The following is a 23,932-nucleotide window of genomic DNA, read 5'->3' on the forward strand; positions in this document are numbered from 1 at the left end:
CAAGGAGGCACCACCATGCCCACCGGACTCTCACTGCACCTCGGACTCAACAACGTCGATCCCGACCGCTACGACGGCTGGGACGGCTCCCTCGTGGCCTGCGAGAACGACGCCCGCGACATGGCGAGGATCGCCCGCGCCGCCGGCTTCGCCCCCACGGTCCTGCTCACCAAGGAATGCACCGTCGACCGGATCACCGCCGCGCTGCGCGAGACGGCGGGCAAGCTGACGGACGGCGACATCCTGCTCTTCACCTACTCGGGCCACGGCGGCCAGGTCCCGGACGTGACCGGCGGGGACCACGAAGCCGACCGGCGCGACGAGACCCTCGTCTTCTACGACCGCCAGTTCCTCGACGACGAGGTCCACCAGGAGTTCCTGCGCTTCGGCAAGGGTGTACGCATCGTCACCTTCTTCGACTGCTGCCACAGCGGCACCAGCATCGAGATGCCGGACGCGGCGGACGACGGCGGACGCTACATGCCCGAGCCCAAACAGATCGAGCTGTACGAGCGCGACAAGGACTTCTACGACGACCTCAAGCGCTCGCTCGCCAAGGCCGCGGCCGAACGGGGCGACGGAGCGGGACCCCCCGTGATCCTCGTCTCCGCCTGCCAGGACAACCAGGTCGCCGCCGACGGAGCCGTCAACGGCGCCTTCACCGAGGCACTCCTCGACGTCTGGCGCGACGGCGCCTTCGCCGGCGACTACCGCACCTTCCACACGTCGATCCAGGCCAAGCTGCCCCCCACCCAGAGCCCGAACCTCTACACGACCGGCGCACCCACGGAGGCGTTCCTGGGACAGAAGCCCCTCACGGTCTGAGCGGAACGGCCTACGGCCTGAGCGCGGTCGCCAGTTGGGCGCGCGAGCGCACGTCCAGCTTCTGGTAGATCCGGGTCAGCCGTGCCTCGACCGTCTTCACGCTCAGATACAGCTTCGCCGCCGCCTCCTGGTTGCTGGCCCCCTGCCCGACCAGCCGGGCCAGGCGCAGCTCCGCCTCGGTGAGCGCGGACAGCGCCGGAAGCGCCTCCTCGCCCACCGGGCCCTCACCCGCAGGGCCGGCCGGCGTCTCGCTCGTCAGCACGAGCCACGGCGCCGCCCCGGCCCGCTCGAACACCCCGGCGGCCGCCTGGAGCGCGGCCTGCGCCGCCGACCTCCGTCTGCGCCTGCGCTCCACCCGGGCCAGCGCCACCAGCGCCCGGCCCCGCTCCAGCGGCAGCCCCGCCCGCACGAAGCGCTCCGCCGTACGGGTGAGCAGCTCCGCCGCCTCGTCCGTCCGGCCCTCCGCCGCCAGGCACAGCCCGTACGCCCGGTCGAAGCCGAGCAGCACCGAGGTCCGCCCGAGCCGCTCCGCCACCGGCCGCACCTCCGCCAGGACCGCCACGGCCTCGTCGACGGCGTCGTGCGCCAGCAGCGCCTCCGCCAGCTCCTCGTGCCAGCGCAGCATCGACGGGTCGACCGTGGACTGCGCCCGCTCGTTCGCCTCGACCCGGCGCAGCGTCTCCAGGGCGGCGGCGACGTCCCCGTTGACCAGCTGGACCCGGCCGAGCGCGTACAGGCTGCGGGAGAGGAAGACCCGGTCGCCCTCCTCCTCGGAGGCCTGGACGCTGCGCCGGGCGTAGCTCGCCGCGCGGCCGAAGCTGCCGCCCGCGGTCTCGGCGAGCGCGAGCGCGTACCACGCGGGCCCGGGGGAGAGGCCCGCCTCCAGGGTGAGCGCGAGCGACTGGCCCGCGTGCGCCAGCGCAGCCGAGCAGGGCCCGAGTCGGGACTCGATCTCCGCGAGGGTGCTGAGCAGTTCGATGGCGTCCTCGACGGAGCCGCGCCGCTGCACCAGCGGGAGCAGCGCGTTCAACTGGTCGCGGGCGTCCACCAGCCGCCCGTCGAACAGGGCGTGACGGATCGTCAGGATCTGGGCCGCGTTACGGATCCCGGCCGGCCGCTCGGCCGTCTCCAGGGCCCGGGCCTGCGCGAGCACCGCGTCCGCGTCCGAGGAGCCGAGGGCCCGCTCCATGCGTGCCTGTACGGTCAGGGCCTGCGCCGCCGTGCGCGGATCGCCCATCGAGGCGGCGAGCGCGGCCGATTCCACCGCCGCCGCCCGCGAGCGCAGCGGATCGCCGTCCGCCAGCACGTACTTGACGGCGAGCCGGAGCTGCACCGCCGCGCGCAGCGCCGTGTCGCCCTCGGAGTCCTCCATCGCGTGGACGTACATCTCGTCGAGACCGGTCAGGCCCTGGCCCGCCGTGTCCAGGACGGCGAGCCGGGCCCGTACCCGGTCGGCGGGCACCGCGTCGCGGGCCAGCAGGTCCGTCGCGGCCCGCATCGCGAGATCGGCGCGGGCCGCGCGGGCGGCCTCCTGGGCGGCGTCGACGAGCCGGGCGATCCGCCGCGTACCGTACTGGCCGGGGGTCGACTCGGCCGCGAGCAGGGCGAGTTCGGCGGCCAGCGCGCGGTTGCCGCGGCCCCGGGCGAGGTCCGCCGCCGCGCCGACCTCGGCGGCCAGCTCCTCGTCCGGCGCGTCGGTGGCGAGCGCCCGGTGCCGTACCGCCTCGACGGGATCGTCGACGACCTCCGCCAACGCGGCGTGCCCCGCGCTGCGTTCGGCCCAGCAGGCGTCGTGCACCAGGGTGGACGGCAGCAGCCCGGCCGTGAACGCGACCGTCCCGTCCTCGGCCACCGACACCAGACCGGCCCGCTCCGCCGCCGCGAGGTCCGCCTCCGCGTCGGGGCGCCCGGCCCGGCGCACCAGCACCGCCGAGGGGCGCAGCGCGAGCGCCGCCAGGAGCAGGGTCTCGCGCACGGCGGGCGGCGCGGTGCCGAGCAGTTGCCGGGCCAGGTCGCGGGCCCGGCCGGACAGGGTCAGCGCCTCGGCGTGGTGCACCGGGGTGCGGGCGTCGGCGAGCGAACGGCCCACAGCGAGCGCGAGGCGCGGATTGCCGCCGCTCGCCTTGTGGATGCGCCCGGCCATCCGGGAGGGCAGCCGGTGGTGGATGAGGAGTTCGGCGATCTCGTCGGCGTGCAGCGGAGGCACGAGCACCACGTCCGCCTCGGACGGCACCCACAGGTGCGTGTCGTGCGTGTCCTCCGTGCCGTACGCCGCGTACGCCTCCGGCGTCTCGACGGAGACCACCCGCAGCGCGGGCGGCGCCAGATGCAGGGCGAAGCGGAGCAGATCGGCACTGTCGGGGTCGATGTGCTGCACCCCGTCGACGACGAGCAACGCGGGCCCGCGCGCGGTGAGCGCCCGCAGGATCCGGGCGATCCCCAGCCGCAACGCGATCGGGTCCCACCCACCATCGTGCAGCGGCGCCTCACGGCAGAGCATGGCGACGGCGGTCCGCTGCGGACCCGGCAACGCGTCGAAGACTCCGGAGGCGGAGGGGCCGAGGGGGTGGGGGGTGGAGGGGCCGGTGGGGCCGTCGGCGGTGACATGGGGGTCGGGTGGGGTGGTGGCGTGTGTGGGGGTGGTGGCGTGTGGGGGCATGGTGCCGTACGGCGGAGTGCTGCTGTACGCGGGGGTGGCTCGGTACGTCGGAGTGGTGCCGTGCGTGGGGGTGGCTCGGTTCGGGGGGTTGGTGCCGTGCGTGGGGTTGGTGCCGTTCGCAGGGGCGGGGTGGTACGTCGAGTGGGCGCCGTTCGCCGCCGGGGGGCGCGGCTCCGGGGCCACGGGGTCCTCGTCCGCGCCGGGCGGGATCCCGGGCGGCGTGCCCGGGGTGACCGTGGAGGTCGGGGTGGCCGGGGCAGTCGCGGTGGCCGGGCCGGTCGGGGTGAGCGGCCCGGTCGGAGCGGTCGGAGCGGTCGGAGCGGTCGGCCCGGTCGGGGTGGGCCAGGCGACGGTGGCCGTGATCGAGGCCACCAGGGCGGCCGCGGTCGCGCCGGGTATGTCGCGGTCGGCGGGGAGCGTGGCCAGCCACAGCACGGTCTCGCCGCGCGCCTCCGCACGCGCCGCCGCGGCCAGCGCGACCTCGGTCTTGCCGACCCCGGCCGGGCCGGTGAGCAGCGCACGGCCCCGTGAGTGGAGCACGCGTTCGATGCGGGCGAGGAGTTCCTCCCGGCCGACGGGCGCCGGGGGCGCTGTCGTCATGCTTCCACCACCCTCCGGCCCTCGGGGCCCGGCCCATGAGCCCCGTTGGGCAGAGAATACGGAGCCTGTCGCCCCAGTCCAGGCCCCATGTCCGGCATACGGACAGCGGCCGCCGGTCGACGGTCCGTCACCGGCGCCAGGAAGCGCCCGTGGTGTAGACCACGGGCGCTTCGCTGACCAGCGATGATGCTGATGTGGGGGGTGATTCTGAAAGGAACCCGAGTGACCTAGAAGGTCAGGCTCCAGGAGTCGATGTAGCCGGTGTCACCCGTGGCCACATCGCGGACCTGCAGCTTCCAGGTGCCGTTGGCGACCTCGCTGGACGCGTCGACCGTGTAGGTCGCGAGCACGTTGTCCGCGCTGTCCGACGAGGAGGAGGCCTTCAGGTTGCGCACGGTGCCGTCGGGGGCGATCAGGTCGATGACCAGGTCCCCGCGCCAGGTGTGCTTGATGTCCACGTCGACCTTGAGAGCGGCCGGCGCGTTGCCGGTGCGGCCGGTGACGGCGATCGAGGAGCTCACGGTGGCGTTGTCCGCGATGGTGACGTCGGTCGCGTTGGTGAAGACGGTGCCGGCGGGCGGCGCGGTGGTGACCGCGTCGACCGTCTTGGCGGCGTCGGCGATGCCGGTGCCGCAGCCGCCGGTGCAGGTGCCGGGCAGCGGGCGGGCGTTGGCCTTGATCGCCGACTCGATGTCGGCCGGCGTCAGGGTCGACTTGGCCGACTTCAGGAGCGCGGCGAGACCGGCGATGTGCGGGGCCGCCATCGAGGTGCCCTGGTAGGGCTTGTAGCTCTCGGCCGACTGGACGGTGGTGCCGGAGTTCAGCGTGGAGTAGATGCCGTTCTCGGGCGTGGTCACGGTACCGGGGGTGTCGGTCGAGCGACGGGTCTCGCCGCCGGGGGCCGCCACGTCCACGATGGTGCCGAAGTTGGAGTAGAAGGAACGGTTCCCCTCGCGGCTGGTGGACGCCACGGTGATGACGTTGGAGCAGTTCGCGGGGGTGAAGCCGGACGCGTTGGCGTTGCTGTTGCCCGCGGCGACGACGACGGTGGTACCGCGCGAGACGGCGCCGTTGATCGCGGTCTGGTAGACGCTCGGGCAGGTGGCGCTGGCGCCGCCCAGGCTCATGTTGATGACCTTGGCCGGGGTCGGGTTGGCCGGGACGCCCGGCACGGTGCCGCCGGAGGCCCAGGTGATCGCGTCGGCGATGTCGGAGGACGAGCCGCCGCACTTGCCGAGCACGCGCACCGGCTGGATCTTCGCGTTGTACGCGATGCCCGCGATGCCCTTGGTGTTGTTGGTGACCGCGGCGATGGTGCCGGCCACGTGGGTGCCGTGCCAGGAGGAGTTGGAGGCCTTGGAGCCGGTGCCGCACTCGCCGTCCGTGGCGTTCCAGTCGCCCTCGTCCTTCGAGTCCGCGTCGCGGCCGTTGCCGTCGCGGGCGTCGGCGGAGGTGGAGATGAAGTCGTACCCGGGGACGACGTTGGTCGCCAGGTCCGAGTGGGCGGCGTAGCCGGTGTCGATGACGGCGACGGTGACGCCGGAACCGGTCGTCTTGTCCCAGGCGGTGGGCACGTTCATGCCGCCGGTGGGCTCGAAGAGGTCCCACTGCTTGGCGTAGTCGGTGTCGTCCGGGGTGACCGCCATGGCGTACGCGCGGATGTCCGGCTCCACGGAGGCGACCTGCGGGTCGGCGCGGAAGGCGTCCATGACCTCGGCGACGTCCTGCTTGGTGGCGGAACCGCCCAGGTTCACCAGCGCGGCACCGCCGGCCAGGCGGCGCTCGAAGGAGAGCTTCTCGCCGGTCTTGGCGGCCTTGTCGGCCGTGTCGCTCTTGGCGGCGGTGTTCGAACCGGCCTCGGCGGACGAGGACTTGTAGGTCACGATGACCTTGTCGACCGGGGCGCTGGGCAGCGCGGCCATCGACTGGGAAGCGGGGACGGGCTTGGGGCTGACAGCGGCCGGGACGGCGGCGAACGCCCCGGAGGTGGTGGCAGCGGCGCCGAGGATCGCGGCGCTCGCGACGACCACGGATATGACTCTCCGCCTGGAACCGTTCAAGGTGTGGCCCTTTCGAGTACGACGTGAGGGAGCAGTGGCGGCGGCGCGGGATCCGCGGGGCGAAGTGGGGTCGCGACCGTCGTCTCCCTGGGCGTGGGGGCCCGTGCGCCGCCACCGGCGCGACGGCCCGGGTCAAGGCCGTCCCCGGCGGACATCACCCACCCCTTCTCATGCACCTGACAGGTGGAGAGGGGAGGGGGATCTGCCGGTGCGGCAGACAGTAGGGAACGCCGAGGTGAACTCGATACGGGGAAAACCCTTGTCACCCCTCGGGGGAGGGAGGGGGAGGGGCGGGGGACCGGGGAGGTTTACGCGATGTTGGGCCGTGAGTCGGGCCCTGAGTCGGGCCCTGAGCCGGGCCCTGAGCCGGGCCGCGAGTCGGGCCCTGAGCCGGGTCCTGGAGGGAGGGGCCGTGAGGGGGTGATTCGCTCGAGGGTGCGGGGCCGGTCGTCCTGGAGGCGGGGCGGGCGGCGGGGGCGGGCCGCCGCCGCCCACCCGGCCCCCAGGTCAGCCGAGTTCGAGAGTGGTGACCCCGAACACCCGGTCCCGCGCGACCGGCCGGATCGGGCCCGTGTACATCCGGGCCGTCTCGAAGGTCGGTTCAAGCCCCCGCTCGCCGGCGAGCCGGGCCGCCGCGGGATTGGCCTCGGGCATGTCGACGGCGATCCGCTCCGAACCGAACGAACGGGCCGCCGCGGCGAGGGCGTCGAGCAGGGCCGCCGCGTCGGCCGGGGTGTCGGCGAAGAGCGGCCCGATCCGGGCCTCCGTCTCGGCGGGACGCACCACCCCGTATCCGCTCACGCGGCCGTCCGTCAGCCGGACCAGCGCGCGATGCCCGGGCGTGGTGAGCCAGGACCTCAGAAAGCGCGGACGCTCCGCGGGATGACAGATGCCGTCGTACGCGGCGAGCGCCCCCGGATCCACCCGTTCGGCGGCCACCACCCCGGCCACCGGCCCCTCGGCCGCCGGGACTTCACCCACGAACCGGGCGGTCCGGTAGGCGGGCGCGAACCCCGACCGCCGGTAGTTGTCCTGCTGCGCCGGCACCCCGTCGAGCCCGACCGTCCGCTCCCCCGCGTGCGCGAGCGCGGCCCGCCAGGTCGCGAGCCCGTGGCCGAGACCGCGCTGGTCGGGCCGGACGAGATAGAACCCAAGGAAGGAGTAGACGTCGCTGTAGTTGACGACCGAGATGGCGGACACCACCTCCCCGTCGATCCGCCCGAGGAAGAACCCCTCGGGATCCTGCGCGAAGAACGCCGAGGCATCGGCGACCCCGGGATTCCACCCCTCGGCGGCGGCCCAGTCGCGCACCAGCGCCCAGTCCTGGAGCGAGGCGCGGGCGATGTGGAGGGTCATGGGGGTCCCTTCGTCTGACGGGCGGGTGGGCGCGGGCCGGGACGGCGCGCGGGCGAATTACGGCGGCCCGGCGGCCCCCGGCGGCCCGCGGTGGTGTCCGGGGCCGCCCGGAGTCGTCCGGGGCCGCCCGGTCGTTCCTGGTGCCGCCCGGTGGTCGCAGGCGACGCCTGGCGATCCGGGTGGACCGCGGTGGTCCCGGCGCCGCCCGGTGGCCCCCGACGCCGCCTGGCGGTCCCGGCGGTCCCGGCGATTCCGGTGGCTCCCGGCGACGCCCGGCGACGCCCGGCGAACCCGGTGGCCCCCCGTGATCCTGGCGGATCGCGAGGGACAGCGACGGGTCGCGACGGGTCGCGACGGTCGGGGGCAGCCAGGGTCGGCCAGGGTCGGACGGGAACACCAGGAGTCTCCGGGAGCCGCCGGGGGGGGCGGCTAGGCAGCCGCCGAGCATAGCGGCGGCGCGCCGTCCGCACGACGTACCGCCGTCGCTTTCCGGCCGTCTCGCGGCGAGGACCTCTGGAGGGGGCCGGGCGTGGGGCCGATCCGAGGCACCCGCCCCGTACGACCTCCTGGGCGCCGGACCGCCGCCCCGGCAGTCACCCCACCAGCCGCAGTGCTCCCTCCGCGACCCCCACGCGTACCGACTGCCCCCACGTCAACTCCAAGGCGTCCGACTCCATCCCGTCGCCGAACGCCACCAGCCGGTCCGACTCGACCACGAGCCGCAGCGTTTCGTCCGCCGCCAGCAGGCCCGCCACGTGGCCGGTGCCGGAGTCCGGGGAGGGCCAGGCTTCGCGGACGGACCAGGCGAGGTGGGGGGTGGTCGGGGCGGGGAGGGGGAGGGGGCTGGAGTGGTGGTGCCAGAGGGAGCGGAGCCAGCCGGTCGCGCCCGTGCCGGTGCCGACGAGGACGCCCGAGGAGGCCTGCCGTTCCGCCGGGCCCGACGGCGCCTGGAGGGTGTAACGCGCCGTCTGATGGCCGGGCGCGCCCACGTAGACCTCGTTGAGCGCGAGCAGCCGCTGCCCGTCGTCCGTGACCGCCTCGGCCATCGTGAGGTCGTCCACCGCCGTCCGCACCCCCGTGACGGACGGCAGCAGCCGGTGGGCGTCGGCCGGCCGGTGGCGGACCAGGACGCCCGTGTTGCGCCCCGGATCGACGTCGAAGCCGACGACCGGCTGGCCCGTCAGGTACTTGGCCGCGTTGGCCACCAGACCGTCCTGGCCGACCACCACGACCACGTCCTCGGGGCCGAAGAGGAACCGGTCCAGGTCGGCCCGTTCGACCTGGGCCCGCCGCCACTTCAGCGGCACCGCCGCCGTGACCTCGGCGAGCGCCCGCGAGGTCCGCTCATGGCGCTCCCGGACCTCCTCGACCGAGCGCCCGCGCGCGGCCAGGAAGAACGCGGCCTGCCCGTGCGTCCCGTGCCGGGCGAGCAGCTCCTCGTACTCCGTCGTGCGGTGGACGAGCACCGCCCGCGCGGCCAGGCTCACGAGCCCGCACCGCCGCCGCCCAGCCGGGCGAGCAGCCCGGTCAGCACGTCCGGCGACAGCGTGAGGTGCTCGATCCGCGGCAACTGCTCGGCCGCCCGGGTCGCGGCGAGGGCGTGCAACGTCGCCGCCGGCACCTCCGCGTGCGCCCGCAGCCACGCGGTCTGCGCCTCCGCGCGCGCCGCCCCGACCTCGCGCGCCGCCTCCGCCTCCGCACGCGCCAGCCGGACCGTACGGGCCGCCTCGGCCTCGGCCCGTACGGCGTCGGCGGCCGCGCTCTCCTCCGCCTCGCGCCGCGCGTTGACGCCCCGCTGGTCGACCAGCCGCTCCTCCTGCCGCGCCAGTTCGATCCGGCTGGCCAGCTCGTTCTCGGCGATGGCGCGCTCGCGTTCCACCGCGACCGCCCGCCGCTCGTACGTGGCCCGGTCGGCCTCCTGCTGGATCCGCTCGCGGGCCGGGGTGCGCAGGGCGCGCTCGACCTCGGGCTCCGGTCGCAGGGCCACCACCCGGACGGCCACCACCTCGATACCCGTGTCCGGCAGCCGCGGTTCGGCGGCGAGTCCGGCCGCCATCCGGTCCCGTACCGCCGCGGCCCCGTCCACGAGCGCCTCGGCCAGCGGGATACGGGCGAGCACGTCGAGGGCGTGCTGCTGGGCGCTCTCGGTGAGCAGACCGGCTATCTGCTCCAGCGGGGTGCCGCGCCAGACGCCCGTGTCCGGGTCGACCGAGAAGTCGAGCCGGGCGGCGGCAGCGCCGGGGTCGGTGATCCGGTACGTGACGGTGGACTGGACGCTCACGTCCTGGAAGTCGGCGGTACGGGCGTGGAAGGCCATCGCCAGCTCGCGGTCGTCGACCGGCACCTCGGAGAGGGCGGCGGACAGCGCCCGGAACCAGAAGCTGAGTCCGGCGCCGTCGTGGACGGTCCGGCCGCCGCGCTGGTGGCGGATGTGGGCGGTGGGCGCGGAGCGCAGATGGCGCCAGCCGGCCCGTCGGGTGATGTCGGCCATGTGGAACCTCCCCTTGTCGTCAGGATGACGATAGGGGTGTTCATTGATTGTCGTCAAGATGACGAGATGGGAGGGGGAGGCTGTGTCGGGGGTACGCGGCTGACGCCCCCGCCCCCGCCCCTCACCGGGCAGGGGCAGCGGACAGGATCAGCGGACAGCCTCGGGCACGGGCACGGGCACGGGCACGGGCACGGGTACGGGTACGGGCACGGGCACGGGAATCGGAACGGGGGCGGGGGCGGGGGCGGGAATCTGCGGCGTCGGCGTCGGCGTCGGCAGCGGATCCGCCGACCGCCCGTTCCGTGCCGCCGACTTCCCGCCGTCCGTGGGTGCCGCCGGAGTCGGGATGCCGTCCAGGAGGGCCTCGTGCGCGGCCCCCTGGCCACCGGTGGCGCCCTCCGGCCCAAGCCCCGTCGTCAGGAGGACCACCCCCCTGGCCGCCACCAGCGAGGCGACGGCGGCGACCGCCCAGCCCCAGGCGCCCGCCCGGAAGGTCTCGCCGAGCAGGGCCACGCCGATGACGGCGGCGGCGGCCGGGTTGGAGAGGTTGACGACGGCGAGCGGCGCGGCGAGCCCGCCCCGGTAGGCGGCTTGGGAGAGCAGCAGCCCGCCCACCGCGAACGTGGCGATCAGCACCGCGAGCAGGGCGGTCTGCCACCAGCCGGTCGGCCCGCCGGGCAGGTCGCGGGCGAGTGCGGTGGTCAGGGTCTGGGTGAGCGCCGAGCCCACCCCGGAGGCCATCCCGGAGGCGGTGGCGTGGCCGAGGCCCCGCCTCCGCGAGGCGGTCCCCTCGCGGGCGCGCGAGCGGGAGGCGAGCAGCCCGATGAGGAGCAGGGTGGCCGCCGTGACGATCAGGGCCTCGCGCAGGTTCAGGGCCTCGTCGGGGGCGGCGGGCCCGGTCACGGCCACCAGGCCCACGAGGCCGACCAGGGTCCACAGCGCCCCGCGCCACTCCGCGCGGGTGACCCGCCGGTGCGCGCCGTACGCGCCGATCGGCAGGGCCGCGACGAGGGTCAGCGCGCCCAGCGGCTGGACGAGGGTGAGCGGCCCGTAGTGCAGCGCGGCCACGTGGGCGAGGGCTCCGGCGGCGTTCAGGCCGACCGCCCACCACCACTGGGGGCGGGCGAGCAGCCGGCGCAGCGCCCCGGGGCCGCCGGCGGAGGCGGAGGCGAGCCGCGACTGGGCGACCGCGGCCAGGGCGTACCCGGCGGCGGAGACGAGCGAGAGGAGGATCGCGACGGCGGTCCCGGCGGCAGGGCTCATCGCAGGACTCCGGCGGTGGCGGGGGTGAGCGGTGCGAGGGCTCTCGCCTCGGTCGTCCGGCCCGGCGCGGGCACGACGAGGAGGGCGAGCCCGAGCAGGACGGCGGCGGCGAGGGCGTCGGACCAGTAGTGGTTGGCGGTGCCGACGACGACGAGCAGGGTGAGCAGCGGGTGCAGCAGCCACAGCACGCGCCAGCGCGAGGAGGTCGCGGCGATCAGGCCGACGGCGAGCATGAGCGCCCAGCCGAAGTGCAGGGAGGGCATCGCGGCGAACTGGTTCGCCATCGAGTCCGTCTCGGGCGTCGCGCCGTACACGGAGGGTCCGTAGACCTGGGCGGTGTCGATGAGGCCGGTCGCGGCGAGCATCCGCGGCGGCGCGAGCGGTACGAGCAGGTGCAGGGCGAGCGCGGCGGCGGTCAGCAGGGCGAGGACCCGGCGCGACCAGACGTAATGGGCGGGCCGACGCCAGTAGAGCCAGGCGAGGAAGGCGAGGGTGGCGGGGAAGTGCACGGCCGCGTAGTACGTGTTGGCGGCCTTGATCAGGCCCTCGCCGTGCAGGAGCAGCTGCTGGATCGTTCCCTCGCCGGGAAGGTGGAGCGCGCGCTCGAAGTCCCACACGCGGTCGGCGTTGTGGAAGGCGCGGGTCTCGTGCCCGTTCGCGAAGAGCCGGCCGAACTTGTAGACGAGGAAGAGCGCCGTGACGAGCAGCAGCTCGCGCACGAGGGGCGGTCTGGGGGTAGCCGTCGCCCCCGGTCCTGCGGGACGTGGTCTCCGTATCCCGCGTATCCCGCGCATCCCGGCAGCCATGTCTCGGCCCCTTTTTTCCGTCAATTCGGACAGCAAACGGAGGAACTCTAGATCCGAATTCATCGAGACGCAAGCGTCTCGATACGTTTGCGTCTCGATTGTGCACCCCCTACTCTCGTATGTGCGGAGAAAGCTGTCCGCTGGGTACGGGGCGTCCGGGAGGAAATCGATGTCCACGCAGGCCGCGACCGCCGCCGCGAGGCGCGGAAAACTCACCCCCGAGCGGGAGACGGAGCTGTACGAGGCCGTCATCTGCCTGCTCCGCGAGGGCGGCTACGACTCCGTCACCATGGAGGGCGTCGCGGCCCGCACCAAGTGCGGCAAGGCCACGCTCTACCGCCAGTGGGGCACCAAACCCCGTCTCGTCACCGCCGCCCTCGACAAGCGCCGCTGCGCCGTCTTCACCGGCATCGACACCGGCTCCCTGGTCGGCGACCTGCGCGCGGCCGCCGACGTGGCCGCCTCGCACCGTGACCGGGACGCGGAGCTGATGGAGGCCGTCAGCCAGGCGTACATCCAGCACCCCGACCTGCGTACGGCGCTGCGCGAGACCGTCATCGAACCCGAGGTCGCCGCGCTCGACGCGATGCTGGGGCGCGCGGTCGAGCGCGGCGAGATCGACGCGGACAACCCGGCCATCGGCTTCGTCGCCCCCAGCTTCCTCGGCATCCTCCGCATCGAGCGCCTCTTCGAGGAGCGCTTCGCCGACCCGGACACGATGCGCACCTTCGTGGACGCCGTCCTGCTGCCCGCGCTGCGGGTACGGGACGCCTCGGACGCCCCCGAGGTGTGAACCCCGGGCCGCTCCGGCACCCTGAACCCATGCCGAAGCCCCACCCTGCGCCCCCCTCCCCCGTGCGCGTACGGCGGATCTACGACCCGCCCGAGCCGGACGACGGCCTGCGGGTCCTAGTCGACCGCCTCTGGCCCCGAGGCCTCGCCAAGGCCGCCGCGCACATCGACGAGTGGCCCAAGGCCCTGACCCCCTCCACGGAGCTGCGCCGCTGGTACCACGGGACGGAGGGGGAGTACGAGGAATTCCGCCGCCGTTACCGCCTGGAACTCACCGAACCAGCCGCCGCCGAGGCCCTCACGGCCCTGCGCGCCCGCACGACGGAGGGCCCGGTGACCCTGCTGACGGCGGCCAAGGACCCGACGGTGAGCCATACGGCGGTCCTGACGGAGGCGTTGGGGGAGACGGGCGACGGCTGAACGCGGGGTGCGACCCTTTCGGGCCAGGTGGGGCCGCGGCTCTGTTCGCGGGGCGGTGCCGGGGGCACGATGGGCTGCGGGACCCGGCACGGTGCGGCGGCACGGAGCCGCCGCCCGACGACGCGAAGCCTGTCCCGCTTCCTTCCCCCCCGCTCGGCGACTGCGAGGAGGCACCGCATGGAGCAGGTGGACTCGGTGGGCTCGGTGGGTGGGGCGGATCCGGCGGTGGTGGTCCGGGCGGCCCTGGTGGGCGGGGCGGATCCGGCGGTGGTGGTCCCGGCGAATCCGGGTCCGGCTTCGGACCAGGCCTCAGCCCCGGACCAGGCCTCGGGACAGGCCTCGGCCGAGGCTCCGGGACAGGCCTCGGGCCATGCCTCGGCCCTGGCCCCGGATCAGGCCTCGGACCCGGCCCAGACCCAGACCCAGACCCCGGCCCCGGCCCCGGCCCCGGACCCAGCCCAGGCCCAGCGAGACAGGGCCCCGACCCCCGCCCAGCCCCAACGGGCCCCCCACCCCGCCCTGGACGCCCTCCAACGCGACCCCTACCCCCTCTACGCCCGCGCCCGCCGCTCCGAGGGGCTGACCTTCGTCCCCGAGCTCGACGCCTGGCTGGTGGCGCGGGACGCCGACATCCGGGAGGTGCTGCTGCGGCCGCAGGACTTCTCGTCCGCGCAGGCGTTGCGCCCGGACGTGGTGCCCTCGCCCGCCGCGCTCGCCGTGCTCGCGCGGGGGTTCGCGGCCCGGCCGACCGTCGTGTCCACGGACGGGCCGGCCCACAGCCGGCACCGGGCGCCGCTCAACAGTGGCCTGTCGGCGGCCGGTACCGCCGCCCTCACGCCGTACATCCGCAGGCAGGCCGAGAGACTCGCGGAGGCGCTCGCCGACAGGCTCGACGAGCCCGGCCGGGCGGCCGACCTCATGGCGCACTACGCGCGCCCCCTCCCCGGCGCCGTCGTCGGCAGGCTGCTCGGCCTGGACCCGGCCGACGTGCCGACCGCGGTGCACGGCTCGTACAGCGCGGAACGCCTGCTCTTCCGGCCGCTGGCCGAAGCGGAACAGATCGCCGCCGCCGAGGACGTCCTCGCGCTCCAACGGCTCCTCGACCGGTACGCCCGCGACCGGCGGGCACGGCCCCGGGACGACCTGATCAGCACCATGGTGACCGCCCTCGCCCCCGACGCGGGACTCGGCCCCGGAAGGCGGGAGCTCACCGGGGACCAGCGCTGCGAACTGGTCTCCAACCTGCAGAACCTGCTGATAGCGGGCCATCTCACCACCACCGCGCTGATCGGCGGCACGGTGCTCCACCTGCTGCGCCACCCCGACCAGTGGCGACTCCTGCGCACCCGGCCGGAACTCGTACCCGCCGCGGTGGAGGAGGCCGCCCGCTACGACACGCCGGTCCAGGGCTTCCGCCGTACGACGACACGCCGGGTCGTCGTCGCCGGCACCGAACTGCCCGCCGGGGCGACCGTCTTCGTCGCGTACGGCTCCGGGAACCGCGACGAGGCCCGCCACCACGACCCCGACGTCTTCGACATCACGCGCCCCAGCCCGCAGCCCCGTCACCTCGCCTTCGGCCATGGCCGACACGGCTGCCCGGGCGCCCAGCTGGCGCGCGTCCAACTCCGCACGACGCTGGAGGTGCTGACGCGCCGCCTCCCGGACCTGCGCCTGGCGGAGGGGCCCGCGCCCGTGATGCGCCCGACCCTGATCCACCGCTCGCCCGAGGAGCTGCCCGTCACCCGCTGAGCAGCAGCCGCGGCGCCTCCGCGGCGGCGTCCGGCACGGGGGCGCCGGGCACCTCGACACGGGCGGCCAGCTCCCGGGCCCAGGCCGCCACCCCGCCGACGTCGATCCCGTACGAGCCGGCCCCGGTACCGGCGTACCCGGCGACCCGCTCCGCCCCGCGCCGCAGCAGCCGCGCCCCACCCGTCGCGTTCCCACGCGCCGCGTGCGTGAGGCCCACGGCGAGCTGGGCGAGCCCCTGCCACAGGTCCCGCTCCCGCCCCGGCCCGGACTTCCAGGCGTCCTCGAAGACCTCGTGCGCGTGGAACGGCATGCCCGCGTCCAACAGCCGCTGCGCCTCCCGCACGGTCTCGCCCGGCGCCCGCACCAGCCCCTCCGGCTGCCGCGGCACCCCCTCGGCCCCGTACGGCAACGGCCGCCCGAGCCCGTCCCGCGGCCGCGCACTCCGCGCCCGCCCGTCCCGGTCCCGATCCCTGTCCATCCCCCCATTCTCCGCCGCCCCACCCGGTGACACCCCGTGTGGTGATCCACCCCGTGAAGTGAGGTAATGTTCTCTTGCACGCCGCCACCGGGGACAAACCGGAGGCAGCCGGGCACCGGGACGTGGCGCAGCTTGGTAGCGCACTTGACTGGGGGTCAAGGGGTCGCAGGTTCAAATCCTGTCGTCCCGACTCGAAAGAGTCGTAGATCAGGGGCCGTTTCAGAGAGATCTGGAACGGCCCCTTGATCGTTTTTGGGGACCGGTTGGGGACCATGTCGCTCAACCGCGCCGGCGGGCGATCCGAGCGGGCTCGGCGGGGGGCCGCGGCGCGCGGAGCACGCTGAGGTGTACCGAGAGGGCGGCGCCCGCGACGGTGACCTTGTGGACGCCGGGGTTCAGGCATCGCTGGGTGGTGTACAGCCGGGCCGATCCGAGTACGCCTGCCTCGCGCCGCTGCGCCCGCACGACCTCGGACCACTGAGCGTCCAGTTCCGCCCAGCTCAGCCCGTCGGCGGCATCGGGCGCCAGCATGACCGACAGGCACAGGAAATCGTGCTCCCGCCGGAGCGCGGCCTGCCACACCCCCGGTCCCGATCGCCTCCTGGCTGCGAGCAGCCCCCGCGTGCCCCGGACTTCCGTGCTCCCGGCGACGCCCGGCAGGCATGCGTCCCAGCCGTTCCCCGGTTCCAGCCCCGTACCAGTGCCCTCAAGCGGAACGGTCATCCCGAGTATCTCGCCGCACTTGTTCCACAGATCTCTGACGAAAGCGAGAGCGTCGTGCCCGTCGTCCCCCGTGGTGACGACGAAGAGATGCACCCTCAGGGATCGGGCACACTGCCACAAAGTTACGACCTGTCAAGGGCCAGTGGCGGTCTGTTACGGTGCCCTGGCTGTCGCGCTCGCGTGGTTGCCCGGCGTCCCGTCCTCGATGAGAAGAGAACCCGAATGAACGAGACCCCTCGCAAGACCGCTGTGGTCGGCGGTACGCGTGGCATCGGAGCCTCGATCAGCGCGACGTTCGCCCGCGCCGGCGACGACCTCCTGTGTACGGGGCGGAGCATTCCCGAAGCCTTCGGTGCGACGCTCCGCGGCGCGGCGCAGCGCCCGGGTCAGATCGTGGAGATGGTCGCGCTCGACGCTGCGGAGCCGGACTCGGCACGGCAACTGGAGGCGCGTGCGCGCTCGGTGCTTGGGGGGCTGGACGTGCTGTGTCTGAACGCCGGCGTGTTTCCCAGTACGCCGTTGGCCGAGATGTCGCTCCGCGACATCCGGGAGGTGTTCGCCGTGAACGTCGAGAGCCAGGTGCTCGCCGTAGCCGCCTGCCTGCCCCTGCTGAAAGAGTCGGCGCACGGCCGGGTCGTGCTCACGTCCTCGATCACGGGACCGATCACCGGTTATCCGGGCTGGAGCCATTACGGTGCCAGCAAGGCGGCGCAACTGGGGTTCATGCGGACCGCCGCTCTCGAACTGGCCCCGTACGGGATCACCGTGAACGCGGTGGCGCCCGGCAATGTGGCGACGGACGGGCTGACCGACCTGGGGGAGGAGTACCTGGCCCGGATGGCGGCCACCATCCCCCTGGGCCGGCTCGGCCGGCCGCAGGAGATCGCCGACACCGTCGCCTTCCTTGCCAGCCGCCAGGCGTCCTTCATCACGGGCCAGGTCATCGTCATCGACGGCGGTCAGACGCTCCCCGAGTCGCCCCAGGCGGTAGTCGCGGTCACCCTCGCCTGACCCTCCCGCCCGAACGCCCGCTCGTCGGTCGACCCGGCCCACCGGCCGCGGTGGTGAAGGCAGGGGCCTGGCCGCGTGCCGTTGAGTCTTCGGCCGCACCGGTCAGGCGGGGCGACGCCTACCCTTGCGCTCACTCCTCGCGCCCGTGCCATGCTCTTCCGGCTTCCGCCGCTGGTAAGCGAGGCGGCCGTCCGTGCCGACCAGGCCGGGGTGCGCGGCGGACGGTGCCAAGACCGTCGCGGTCATGGGATCCGACGAGATGGCCGGAAGAGCTCCGCAAGGAGCTCAAGTTCCTTCCGTAGAAGCAGATTCCGCTGCGGTCATGCGCCGATGCCGACCTCGCGGGCCTACTCGCCCGGCGGGACTCGAATGAAGCCCTCGATCCACTCGTCTTCGTCGAGCTCGCAGGCTTCGAAGTAGAAGCACTCCGGTTCATCACGGAAGCCCGGTAGCAGTCGAGCCTGACGTATACGCTCTTCGACCCGCTCAAGAGTTGAGTAGATACCGAGCAGTTTTACGTCGTCGCCGTCCGCCTCGTCGCAGAACACGCCGGTCTCATCGGCGTGCACCGTCGAGCCGTCATCGCCTGCTTCGTTCTGGTGGCCGACATGCCACAGCGGATACACGATCATGGACGCGAAGCTATCAGCGCGCGGACTTCCGAGCAGCGGCTCGGCATCGTGCGGTGGCAGGCCCGGAGTGGTCGGATCGCTGGGTCGCCGCGATGGTTCGCCCCCGCAACAACGTGTGGGGGCAAACCCTGGCTCAGCGTAGGTACGTGTAGTGGCTCAGGCGGGAGGACGTTGCCTTTTCGGTCTTGCCGTAGGCTTCGGCCAGTTTGGTCAGGGGGGTGGACGAGCGCGTGATGAGGCTGGCGGCGTATGGGGCGATCTCGGAGATGATGGCTTCCAGTTCGTCCGCGGCCTTCAGGACCTGGAGTGGTTCGTCCTCCTCGTCCACCAGGTGGTCCAGCCGTTTGCGTACCTGCCTCAGGAGTGTTGACAGGTCTTGGGGGAGCGGGACGGCGCGAGCGGCCACGTCGTCCATGTGGGCTTTCCAGTCCGCGCGTGGTGCGCTGGTGTCGTAGTCGCGAGGGTTGTCGTGTCGGTGGACCTGCTGCCAGTCGATCGGGTACGCCTTCTCGCCTCGCCAGCCGCAGGCGCAGCGGCCCCGCATCGATGCGGCCGTCGGGCGGCGCATCGAGCCGTCGTAGTACTGCCAGTCGATCGACTCGTAGAAGCTGGCGCCGCTGCTCGAGTCGAAGAACACCGGGCCGGGCTCGGTGCCGTCGGCGAGGAGCACCCCCACTACGCCTTCGTGAGACTCGTAACCCTCACGTTCCCAGCTCATCCCCACTCCTCCCTCGCGCGCGTTCCGCCGCGGCGGGCGGTCGTGGTGTCAGCATGCCTAGTCGGGCGGGGGGCTCGCAGTCGAATCGGGCATATGCCAAGGGGGATTGGCGCACGCTGCTCTCCGCGCGCCCCCCGGACGCGACCTCCCGCTTCGGAGAGTCGTGTGACGAGGCGGCGAGGCTTTGGCATGATCGCCGGGCTGTCCTACCGTGCCCAGTTCTGGAGGAACACCACGGCCAAACGTTTCGAGCTCGATCCGGCCTGGGTGCCGTGGTCGGCCGTCGATCCCGGTCTCATCGACTTCGCTTGGGACGAAGTGGAGGCCGCTGAGGTCGGCACGTTGATCGCCTCAACGGTGCCCCCGGGCGACGTGGAGTGGGAGGAGAGGTTTGGATGACCGGCGAGGGCGTGGGTGGCGGTGTCGGCGCCCAGTGGTGGTCCTTCCGGCCCCTGGGCAGTCCCGCGGCGACGGCCGCCACCGTGGTCGCCTCGCTGCTGGAGTGGCGCGGCTGGCTGGAGGAGCTGGCCGAGCGGTTCGAGCAGTTGGCTCCGGCCGTCGGCGCTAGCGCCGAGGATCACAGCTGGCATCTGGAACCGGCTGTCACTCGGCTCGTGACCTTGGTCGTGGACCGTACCTGTGCCGAGAGCAGCTGGTATCTGCTCTGCCGTACGGTGCTGACGTGGTTCCTCACTTCCATGGGCATGGGCGTGGAAGAGGCGAAGGACGCGGTCGACGCCGCGATCGGTGGACGTGAGCGCTGACGCCCTGGGCGCCTGGGGCCAGGTCAGAGAGCAGGTTGAATGTATCTCCGCTGCTGGTGAGGTGGCGGGTCCGGTCGAGCCCGTCGTGGACGGCCTCACCCTCTGGTGCGGGGAAGGGGGTCGCGCCTCGGACATTGATCGAGGCCGCCGGCTTCTCGCGGAGCTCGTCCACTCGCGAGCGGATGCTTCCCGTGGGCGACCACTCACCAGCACGCTTCTTACCGGGTGGCAGCGGCTGGTCCTCGGCGTGCCCGAGGTGCGGTTCCGGCGGGGCGACGCCTTCGCCAAGGGCGGCCGTGAACGCTACGCCCTGACCCCGCACACCCAGCGCGACTTCGAGCGCTGTCTGCGCGACAGCGCCGATCCGCACGTCCCCCTGGCCTCCCGCGCGGCCAGGGCCTACCTCGACGTCGCCTTCTTCCACCCTTTCCCGGACGGCAACGCCCGCCTCGCCATGCTCACCCTCGGCTACGTCCTGGAGCTGGAGGGAGTCCGGCTGGACCAGGTCGGGCCCTTGCAGACCACGCGCTACGCGGACGACGCCGCCGGGGCTGCCGCCCTGGCCGCCCTGGTTTTCGTCCTCATCCGCTCGACCCCCGCCAACGGGCCGCCAGGTCCGCCAGGTCCGCCGGGTCACATGGCCCGTCCTTCGGCGGAGCTTGATGTCGGTCATCGCCCAGCGGATCACGGGATCGGATCAGTGAGGCCGAGGGCCCGTTCCATGGGGGAGTGGAGCGGGCCCTCGGCCGGTCTGGGGTGGGGTGGGGCGGGTGGGCTACTCGGTGTTCCTCGACATCCGGTGGAGCCACCTGGTGACGTGGCCGGTCACTCCCCGGGTGTCGCGGGCCCAGCGGGTGTGGCCGTGGTGGGACGGGTCCTGTGGGGTGTGGTGGATGCGGTCTACGGGGGAGTTGGTGAGGCGGTCGCACAGGGCGTCGACCGCTTGGGGTGGGGCCAGGGTGTCGCCGGTCACCGAGATCGCCAGGACGGGGAGGCGGACCTTGGTGAAGGCCTTCTCGTACGGCATGTCGGCGCCGGTCGGCTCGAATCTTCCGGTGCGGCCGATCCTGGCCCAGTCGCGCATCACCCCGGCCGCCTGGCGCCCGCCGAAGCCGAGGCGATGGCCGGGGTAGTAGCCCAGGGTCATGCTGACGAGCGCGGCGAACTGGGTGCCCAGGAGGACTGCCACCCCGCGCGCCCCGGGGAACCTGCGGTGGTGCACGGTTCCCGAGGCGATCAGGATCAGGCCGTCCACGTCGGCCTCCGGGCGGGCCACGTACAGGAGGGACACCTGGCCGCCGATGCTGTGGCCGAGCAGGTGCACCGGCGTGCCCGGCGCGAAGTGTTCCCGTACGCGCACCACCAGCCGCGGCCAGTCCACGGCGGCCAGGTCCTGGTAGCCGTGGCGGGTGCCGCGTCCGCAGCGTGGGCGGGACCGGCCCTGGCCGCGCGGGTCGGCGGCGACCGTCGCGTACCCCTGGCGGGCCAGCTCCTCGCCCAGCGGCGCGTAGTACGACGCGGAGACGCCGAGGGCCGGACAGATCAGCACCACCGCCCGCACCGGGCCCGTCTCCGCGCGCGTCACCCGCGCGACCAACCGACCTTCGCCACCGGCGCCGTCCGGGTACGGGACGACGAGCTCGTCGGTGACGACGGCCCGCTCCGTCATCCGACGGCCCCGTCGAGGAGCATGTAGCGCAGGCGCGTGTCCTGGGTGCGCTCCGACCAGGACGCTGCCGTGGCCATGCGCTCCTCCGCGGTGGTGTCGACGAGCCGCCGGCCCTCCCACACCTCGTAGTCGCCGAGCAGGCCCGCCGCGTCCTTCAGGCCCTCCTGGAAGAGGGTCTCGCGCCGGTACAGGACGCGCTCCATGGGCAGGCTCGTCCACAGTTCGCGGCCGCGCCGTATGACGTCGAGCAGCCGGTCCGTGTCCTCGGGGTGGTCGAGCAGGCGCTGCCGGACGATCGCGCTGCCGACCGCCAGGTGCCGGATCTCGTCCATGTTGGCGCCCCGCTCCACCAGGGCCGCGCCCGGGTCGAGCAGGCGCCACTTGCGCTCGCTCAGCTCGGCGGCGGGCGCGAGGACGCCCTCGACGAGCACGGTCAGGGCGAGGACGCCGCCGTAGAAGTCGCCCTGGTCGCGCAGGACCGTCAGGCCGAACTCCTCCAGCGGGTCGAGCACCTCGGCGGCGGCCTGCCCGGCCACCTCCCGTACCGTCCGGGCCAGTTCGTCCGCCGGCACGCCCAGCGTGAGCAGGTGGTCGCGGAACGCCCGCGCGTGCCGGGCCTCGTCGACCAGCTGCGTCGTGAAGAACTCCAGGCACTCGGAGTCGGGCGCGCTGTTCACCAGGTAGCACAGGGCGCGCGTCGCCTTCTCCTCGGCGAGGTGGCGGAAGGCGAACTCGTCGATCACGGCGTCACGCAGGGGACCCGGGGCGCGCACGAGCTCCGTCGGCCCCGCGTCCTTCACCGTGCCGTCCGAGAGGCGGCGCAGCATCGTGCCGGCCACATGCTCGAACCAGTACGGCAAGTCGCACTGCCCCGGGGTCAGTTCGAGCTCCGCCGCCCCGTCCAGGACACCGGGCGCCCGATCCCAGTCGGTCTCTATGGGCTGGATGGGAAGAGTGTTCGACATGAGTGTCTCCGGATTCTGTAAGGGGACAGTGGGTCAGAGGGAGTTGGTGATGCGCAGCAAGTTCCACACGCTGCCCAGCCTCGGGCCGCCCTGGAACGCGGCGTACTCCGGCTCGATCACGTGCGGCGCCCACTTGAGCTTGAACGCCTCCTGCGTGCGGGCCGGGTACACCGCCTTGCCGTGCTCCGCGATCAGGCGCAGGGCGCGGTCCAGCATTGGTGACGCGGACGTCGGGGCGTGGGCGGCGGAGAGGCCCGCGAAGGGGGTGAGGCCCAGGTGGAGCCAGTCGACGCCCTCCGCCCGGAAGCGTTCGAGCGCGGTCAGGTTGACCAGTTCCACCGTGCCCACGGGCGCCGCCGGGGAGCGGCGCGTGAGGTCGTACAGGAAGCCGGGGCGGGAGCCCCAGGCGGGGGAGTACGTGATGTAGCCGACCGCGCGGCCCTCGACGCGGGCGACGAAGGTGCGCCGCAGCGGCGCGGCGAGGCCGCCGCGCTCGCCGATGAGGAAGTCGAGCTCCTTCACGTGCCGCCCCTTGGCGCGCAGCCACGCCGCGTCGATCGCGTCCAGCTCCGGCTGCGGCGCCAGGGAGTCCTCCTCCGTGACGACGACGCCCTCGCGGCGGGCCCGCGACACGTTCTGCCGCACCTTGGCGAGCGCCTTTCCCCGGACCGTGAAGCGCGCCAGGTCGATGCTGTACGACGTACCGATCTGGTTGACGCGGAAGCCGCGTGCCTCGTAGCGGGCGACGTCGTCGGCGCGCAGCTGCGCGGCCGTCAGGCGCGGGGGCCTGCCACGGTCCCCGGCCAGCTCCTCCAGGAACTCCTCCAGGAGCCGGTCCCGGTCCGCCGGGGCCGCGAACGGCCCGGCGAACTGGACGGTGTGCCGGCGGCCCCTGCGGTAGGCCACGACCCCCGGCACGCTCGTGCCGGGCCGGCGGACCGTGCCCGTGTTGAGGGCGAGCACACCGCTCGGGTGGTCCGCGTGGGCGGCGACGAGGTCGACGGCGTCCGGCGCCGACGTTCCCATCGCCTTCATCGGGACGCGCTCCCCGCTCCGGCCACCGGCCGGCGCAGCTCCTTCTCGAAGGCCTCGAACGCGGGGTGCACCTCGGGCTCGAAGGGCACGCTGAACGGCTTGAAGAAGTTGCCGAGCAGCCCCCGGTCGCCGCACAGGTGGAGCGGGACGGCGAGCAGCGCCCACTCCGGGCCGACCAGCCAGGCCCACAGCGCGACCACGGCGCCCGCGGTCAGCCAGCTGTGCATGGTGTTGTAGAGGATGTAGTACGCCTTGGGCACCCGCCCGCCCCTGGCCCTGCGGTGGGCCAGGGCGCCGGGCAGATAGCCGAGGACGTCGATGTACGCGAAGAGGGCGACGGCGACGGGCCAGCGCACCTCGTCCCAGTGGGCGACGAGCAGTCCGGCGCTGAGCAGCAGTCCCACCAGGTACTCGGCGCGCAGCAGCCGGAACGTCGTCCGGGTCTCGAAGCGGTTGACCGGGTCCATCAGGCCGCCACCTCCTGTCCGCCGATGAGGGCGTGCAGGATGTGCCCGATGGTCTGGCGCAGCACGCGCTCGGCCACCGGGTCGACGATGTTGGCCAGGGTCGGCAGCCCGAAGTCGAAGTCGGCGCTGAACTCCACCCGGCAGCCCGCCCCTTCGGGGGTGACCAGCCAGCGCCCGTCGAAGGTGTCGAAGTCGCCCCGGGTCTGCCGGAAGGTGATCGTCAGCGCGGTGTCGTCGAAGACGTCCTCCTCCTCCCAGGCGAGGACGCCGTTGCGGAAGTCGACCTCCCAGTCGCTGCTGAGGACGCCGTCGCGGGCGTCCTGCCGGACGGAGACCCGGCGCACGGTGTCGACCAGGTCGGGGTAGCGCGCGAAGTCGCCGATACGGGCGTAGGCGTCCCGCACCGTGACGTCGGCGGAGTGGTGGGTCAGGTGGACCGACCGCAT

General features: G+C 73.7%; 23 protein-coding genes, 1 tRNA gene and 1 pseudogene. 9 read left to right on the top strand and 16 right to left on the bottom strand.

The genetic code is table 11. The annotated features are described in order from the left end of the window. Positions 1-15 precede the first annotated feature (15 nt). Entirely contained in the window at positions 16-825 is an 810-nt protein-coding gene (locus tag ABTZ54_RS12250; RefSeq protein WP_351660669.1) for a caspase family protein, read from the top strand. A gap of 10 nt (positions 826-835) precedes the next feature. On the opposite strand, the gene ABTZ54_RS12255 is transcribed toward ABTZ54_RS12250, so the two are convergent. The 7 genes from ABTZ54_RS12255 to ABTZ54_RS12285 all read right to left on the bottom strand — a co-directional run bounded on the left by ABTZ54_RS12255 (position 836) and on the right by ABTZ54_RS12285 (position 12,048). After that, complete coding sequence (locus tag ABTZ54_RS12255; RefSeq protein ID WP_351660672.1) at positions 836-4,084, bottom strand: helix-turn-helix transcriptional regulator; 3,249 nt, start codon at positions 4,082-4,084, stop codon at positions 836-838. 227 nt (positions 4,085-4,311) lie between these two features. Next, on the bottom strand, positions 4,312-6,114 hold the full coding sequence (locus ABTZ54_RS12260; RefSeq protein WP_502997238.1) for a S8 family serine peptidase: 1,803 nt from the start codon (positions 6,112-6,114) through the stop codon (positions 4,312-4,314). A 537-nt stretch (positions 6,115-6,651) separates the two neighbouring features. Continuing rightward, positions 6,652-7,500: a GNAT family N-acetyltransferase gene (locus ABTZ54_RS12265; RefSeq protein ID WP_351660675.1), complete on the bottom strand. Its 849-nt coding sequence runs from the start codon at positions 7,498-7,500 to the stop codon at positions 6,652-6,654. Between the two features lie 593 nt (positions 7,501-8,093). Continuing rightward, entirely contained in the window at positions 8,094-8,987 is an 894-nt protein-coding gene (locus ABTZ54_RS12270) for a hypothetical protein (RefSeq protein WP_351660678.1), read from the bottom strand. Beyond that, entirely contained in the window at positions 8,984-9,991 is a 1,008-nt protein-coding gene (locus tag ABTZ54_RS12275; protein ID WP_351660681.1) for an SPFH domain-containing protein, read from the bottom strand. The genes ABTZ54_RS12270 and ABTZ54_RS12275 overlap by 4 nt, the downstream gene beginning before the upstream one ends. A gap of 147 nt (positions 9,992-10,138) precedes the next feature. Then, entirely contained in the window at positions 10,139-11,254 is a 1,116-nt protein-coding gene (locus tag ABTZ54_RS12280) for a DMT family transporter (RefSeq protein WP_351660684.1), read from the bottom strand. Next, the gene (locus ABTZ54_RS12285; protein ID WP_351660879.1) at positions 11,251-12,048 is read right to left on the bottom strand and encodes a phosphatase PAP2 family protein; all 798 of its coding nucleotides are present in this window, start codon (positions 12,046-12,048) and stop codon (positions 11,251-11,253) included. The genes ABTZ54_RS12280 and ABTZ54_RS12285 overlap by 4 nt, the downstream gene beginning before the upstream one ends. 181 nt (positions 12,049-12,229) lie before the next feature. On the opposite strand from ABTZ54_RS12285, the gene ABTZ54_RS12290 reads away from it, so the two are divergent. From ABTZ54_RS12290 to ABTZ54_RS12300, 3 genes are all read left to right on the top strand, one after another. Next, entirely contained in the window at positions 12,230-12,853 is a 624-nt protein-coding gene (locus tag ABTZ54_RS12290) for a TetR/AcrR family transcriptional regulator (RefSeq protein ID WP_351660687.1), read from the top strand. 29 nt (positions 12,854-12,882) lie between these two features. After that, a complete protein-coding gene (locus ABTZ54_RS12295; protein WP_351660690.1) occupies positions 12,883-13,272 on the top strand; it encodes a DUF488 domain-containing protein in 390 nt (129 codons plus the stop codon). Between the two features lie 519 nt (positions 13,273-13,791). After that, complete coding sequence (locus ABTZ54_RS12300; protein WP_502997240.1) at positions 13,792-15,024, top strand: cytochrome P450; 1,233 nt, start codon at positions 13,792-13,794, stop codon at positions 15,022-15,024. Here the strand turns inward: ABTZ54_RS12300 and ABTZ54_RS12305 are convergent. After that, positions 15,014-15,502 carry a DUF309 domain-containing protein gene (locus ABTZ54_RS12305; protein ID WP_351660695.1) on the bottom strand — a complete coding sequence of 163 codons (489 nt, stop codon included), beginning with the start codon at positions 15,500-15,502 and terminating at the stop codon, positions 15,014-15,016. The two genes, ABTZ54_RS12300 and ABTZ54_RS12305, sit on opposite strands and share 11 nt — an antisense overlap. 116 nt (positions 15,503-15,618) lie before the next feature. Here ABTZ54_RS12305 and ABTZ54_RS12310 point away from each other — a divergent pair. Next, positions 15,619-15,692: transfer RNA gene (locus ABTZ54_RS12310), tRNA-Pro, on the top strand. Between the two features lie 89 nt (positions 15,693-15,781). On the opposite strand, the gene ABTZ54_RS12315 is transcribed toward ABTZ54_RS12310, so the two are convergent. Further along, the gene (locus ABTZ54_RS12315; RefSeq protein WP_351660698.1) at positions 15,782-16,318 is read right to left on the bottom strand and encodes a CATRA conflict system CASPASE/TPR repeat-associated protein; all 537 of its coding nucleotides are present in this window, start codon (positions 16,316-16,318) and stop codon (positions 15,782-15,784) included. A gap of 129 nt (positions 16,319-16,447) precedes the next feature. On the opposite strand from ABTZ54_RS12315, the gene ABTZ54_RS12320 reads away from it, so the two are divergent. Beyond that, positions 16,448-17,236 (top strand): SDR family NAD(P)-dependent oxidoreductase, encoded by a 789-nt coding sequence (locus ABTZ54_RS12320; protein ID WP_351660701.1) that lies wholly within the window; start codon positions 16,448-16,450, stop codon positions 17,234-17,236. 347 nt (positions 17,237-17,583) lie between these two features. Here the strand turns inward: ABTZ54_RS12320 and ABTZ54_RS12325 are convergent, their stop codons facing one another. Both ABTZ54_RS12325 and ABTZ54_RS12330 read right to left on the bottom strand, forming a co-directional pair. After that, positions 17,584-17,868, bottom strand: a complete 285-nt coding sequence (locus ABTZ54_RS12325) for a DUF7336 domain-containing protein (RefSeq protein ID WP_351660705.1) — start codon at positions 17,866-17,868, stop codon at positions 17,584-17,586. Between the two features lie 133 nt (positions 17,869-18,001). Continuing rightward, a complete protein-coding gene (locus ABTZ54_RS12330; protein ID WP_351660708.1) occupies positions 18,002-18,586 on the bottom strand; it encodes a hypothetical protein in 585 nt (194 codons plus the stop codon). Positions 18,587-18,775: 189 nt separating this feature from the next. Between ABTZ54_RS12330 and ABTZ54_RS12335 the strand changes: the two genes are divergently transcribed. From ABTZ54_RS12335 to ABTZ54_RS12345, 3 genes and pseudogenes are all read left to right on the top strand, one after another. Continuing rightward, positions 18,776-18,985 carry a hypothetical protein gene (locus tag ABTZ54_RS12335; protein ID WP_351660710.1) on the top strand — a complete coding sequence of 70 codons (210 nt, stop codon included), beginning with the start codon at positions 18,776-18,778 and terminating at the stop codon, positions 18,983-18,985. Beyond that, on the top strand, positions 18,982-19,350 hold the full coding sequence (locus tag ABTZ54_RS12340) for a hypothetical protein (protein ID WP_351660713.1): 369 nt from the start codon (positions 18,982-18,984) through the stop codon (positions 19,348-19,350). Before ABTZ54_RS12335 ends, ABTZ54_RS12340 begins: the two co-directional genes overlap by 4 nt. 256 nt (positions 19,351-19,606) lie before the next feature. After that, positions 19,607-19,813, top strand: a pseudogene (locus ABTZ54_RS12345) (Fic family protein); the annotation flags it as partial. A 312-nt stretch (positions 19,814-20,125) separates the two neighbouring features. Here the strand turns inward: ABTZ54_RS12345 and ABTZ54_RS12350 are convergent. The 5 genes from ABTZ54_RS12350 to ABTZ54_RS12370 are packed head-to-tail and all read right to left on the bottom strand — an operon-like array spanning position 20,126 to position 23,932. Continuing rightward, the gene (locus ABTZ54_RS12350; RefSeq protein ID WP_351660716.1) at positions 20,126-21,019 is read right to left on the bottom strand and encodes an alpha/beta hydrolase family protein; all 894 of its coding nucleotides are present in this window, start codon (positions 21,017-21,019) and stop codon (positions 20,126-20,128) included. Continuing rightward, the gene (locus ABTZ54_RS12355) at positions 21,016-21,984 is read right to left on the bottom strand and encodes a VlmB-like protein (protein ID WP_351660719.1); all 969 of its coding nucleotides are present in this window, start codon (positions 21,982-21,984) and stop codon (positions 21,016-21,018) included. The genes ABTZ54_RS12350 and ABTZ54_RS12355 overlap by 4 nt, the downstream gene beginning before the upstream one ends. A gap of 33 nt (positions 21,985-22,017) precedes the next feature. Further along, the gene (locus ABTZ54_RS12360) at positions 22,018-23,019 is read right to left on the bottom strand and encodes a phosphatidylglycerol lysyltransferase domain-containing protein (RefSeq protein ID WP_351660721.1); all 1,002 of its coding nucleotides are present in this window, start codon (positions 23,017-23,019) and stop codon (positions 22,018-22,020) included. After that, a complete protein-coding gene (locus ABTZ54_RS12365; RefSeq protein ID WP_351660724.1) occupies positions 23,016-23,486 on the bottom strand; it encodes a hypothetical protein in 471 nt (156 codons plus the stop codon). Before ABTZ54_RS12365 ends, ABTZ54_RS12360 begins: the two co-directional genes overlap by 4 nt. Then, positions 23,486-23,932 (bottom strand): type II toxin-antitoxin system RatA family toxin, encoded by a 447-nt coding sequence (locus ABTZ54_RS12370; protein WP_351660726.1) that lies wholly within the window; start codon positions 23,930-23,932, stop codon positions 23,486-23,488. The genes ABTZ54_RS12365 and ABTZ54_RS12370 overlap by 1 nt, the downstream gene beginning before the upstream one ends.

Source organism: Streptomyces sp. NPDC094032 (assembly GCF_040303965.1).
Classification (GTDB): domain Bacteria; phylum Actinomycetota; class Actinomycetes; order Streptomycetales; family Streptomycetaceae; genus Streptomyces.

Bases quoted from the DNA above. Each gene is read 5' to 3' on its own strand.
- ABTZ54_RS12250 (WP_351660669.1), top strand. From the start codon at position 16: ATGCCCACCGGACTCTCACTGCACCTCGGACTCAACAACGTCGATCCC.
- ABTZ54_RS12255 (WP_351660672.1), bottom strand. From the start codon at position 4,084: ATGACGACAGCGCCCCCGGCGCCCGTCGGCCGGGAGGAACTCCTCGCC.
- ABTZ54_RS12265 (WP_351660675.1), bottom strand. From the start codon at position 7,500: ATGACCCTCCACATCGCCCGCGCCTCGCTCCAGGACTGGGCGCTGGTG.
- ABTZ54_RS12275 (WP_351660681.1), bottom strand. From the start codon at position 9,991: ATGGCCGACATCACCCGACGGGCCGGCTGGCGCCATCTGCGCTCCGCG.
- ABTZ54_RS12280 (WP_351660684.1), bottom strand. From the start codon at position 11,254: ATGAGCCCTGCCGCCGGGACCGCCGTCGCGATCCTCCTCTCGCTCGTC.
- ABTZ54_RS12285 (WP_351660879.1), bottom strand. From the start codon at position 12,048: ATGCGCGGGATACGCGGGATACGGAGACCACGTCCCGCAGGACCGGGG.
- ABTZ54_RS12290 (WP_351660687.1), top strand. From the start codon at position 12,230: ATGTCCACGCAGGCCGCGACCGCCGCCGCGAGGCGCGGAAAACTCACC.
- ABTZ54_RS12295 (WP_351660690.1), top strand. From the start codon at position 12,883: ATGCCGAAGCCCCACCCTGCGCCCCCCTCCCCCGTGCGCGTACGGCGG.
- ABTZ54_RS12305 (WP_351660695.1), bottom strand. From the start codon at position 15,502: ATGGACAGGGATCGGGACCGGGACGGGCGGGCGCGGAGTGCGCGGCCG.
- ABTZ54_RS12320 (WP_351660701.1), top strand. From the start codon at position 16,448: ATGAACGAGACCCCTCGCAAGACCGCTGTGGTCGGCGGTACGCGTGGC.
- ABTZ54_RS12325 (WP_351660705.1), bottom strand. From the start codon at position 17,868: ATGATCGTGTATCCGCTGTGGCATGTCGGCCACCAGAACGAAGCAGGC.
- ABTZ54_RS12330 (WP_351660708.1), bottom strand. From the start codon at position 18,586: ATGAGCTGGGAACGTGAGGGTTACGAGTCTCACGAAGGCGTAGTGGGG.
- ABTZ54_RS12335 (WP_351660710.1), top strand. From the start codon at position 18,776: ATGATCGCCGGGCTGTCCTACCGTGCCCAGTTCTGGAGGAACACCACG.
- ABTZ54_RS12340 (WP_351660713.1), top strand. From the start codon at position 18,982: ATGACCGGCGAGGGCGTGGGTGGCGGTGTCGGCGCCCAGTGGTGGTCC.
- ABTZ54_RS12350 (WP_351660716.1), bottom strand. From the start codon at position 21,019: ATGACGGAGCGGGCCGTCGTCACCGACGAGCTCGTCGTCCCGTACCCG.
- ABTZ54_RS12355 (WP_351660719.1), bottom strand. From the start codon at position 21,984: ATGTCGAACACTCTTCCCATCCAGCCCATAGAGACCGACTGGGATCGG.
- ABTZ54_RS12360 (WP_351660721.1), bottom strand. From the start codon at position 23,019: ATGAAGGCGATGGGAACGTCGGCGCCGGACGCCGTCGACCTCGTCGCC.
- ABTZ54_RS12365 (WP_351660724.1), bottom strand. From the start codon at position 23,486: ATGGACCCGGTCAACCGCTTCGAGACCCGGACGACGTTCCGGCTGCTG.
- ABTZ54_RS12370 (WP_351660726.1), bottom strand. From the start codon at position 23,932: ATGCGGTCGGTCCACCTGACCCACCACTCCGCCGACGTCACGGTGCGG.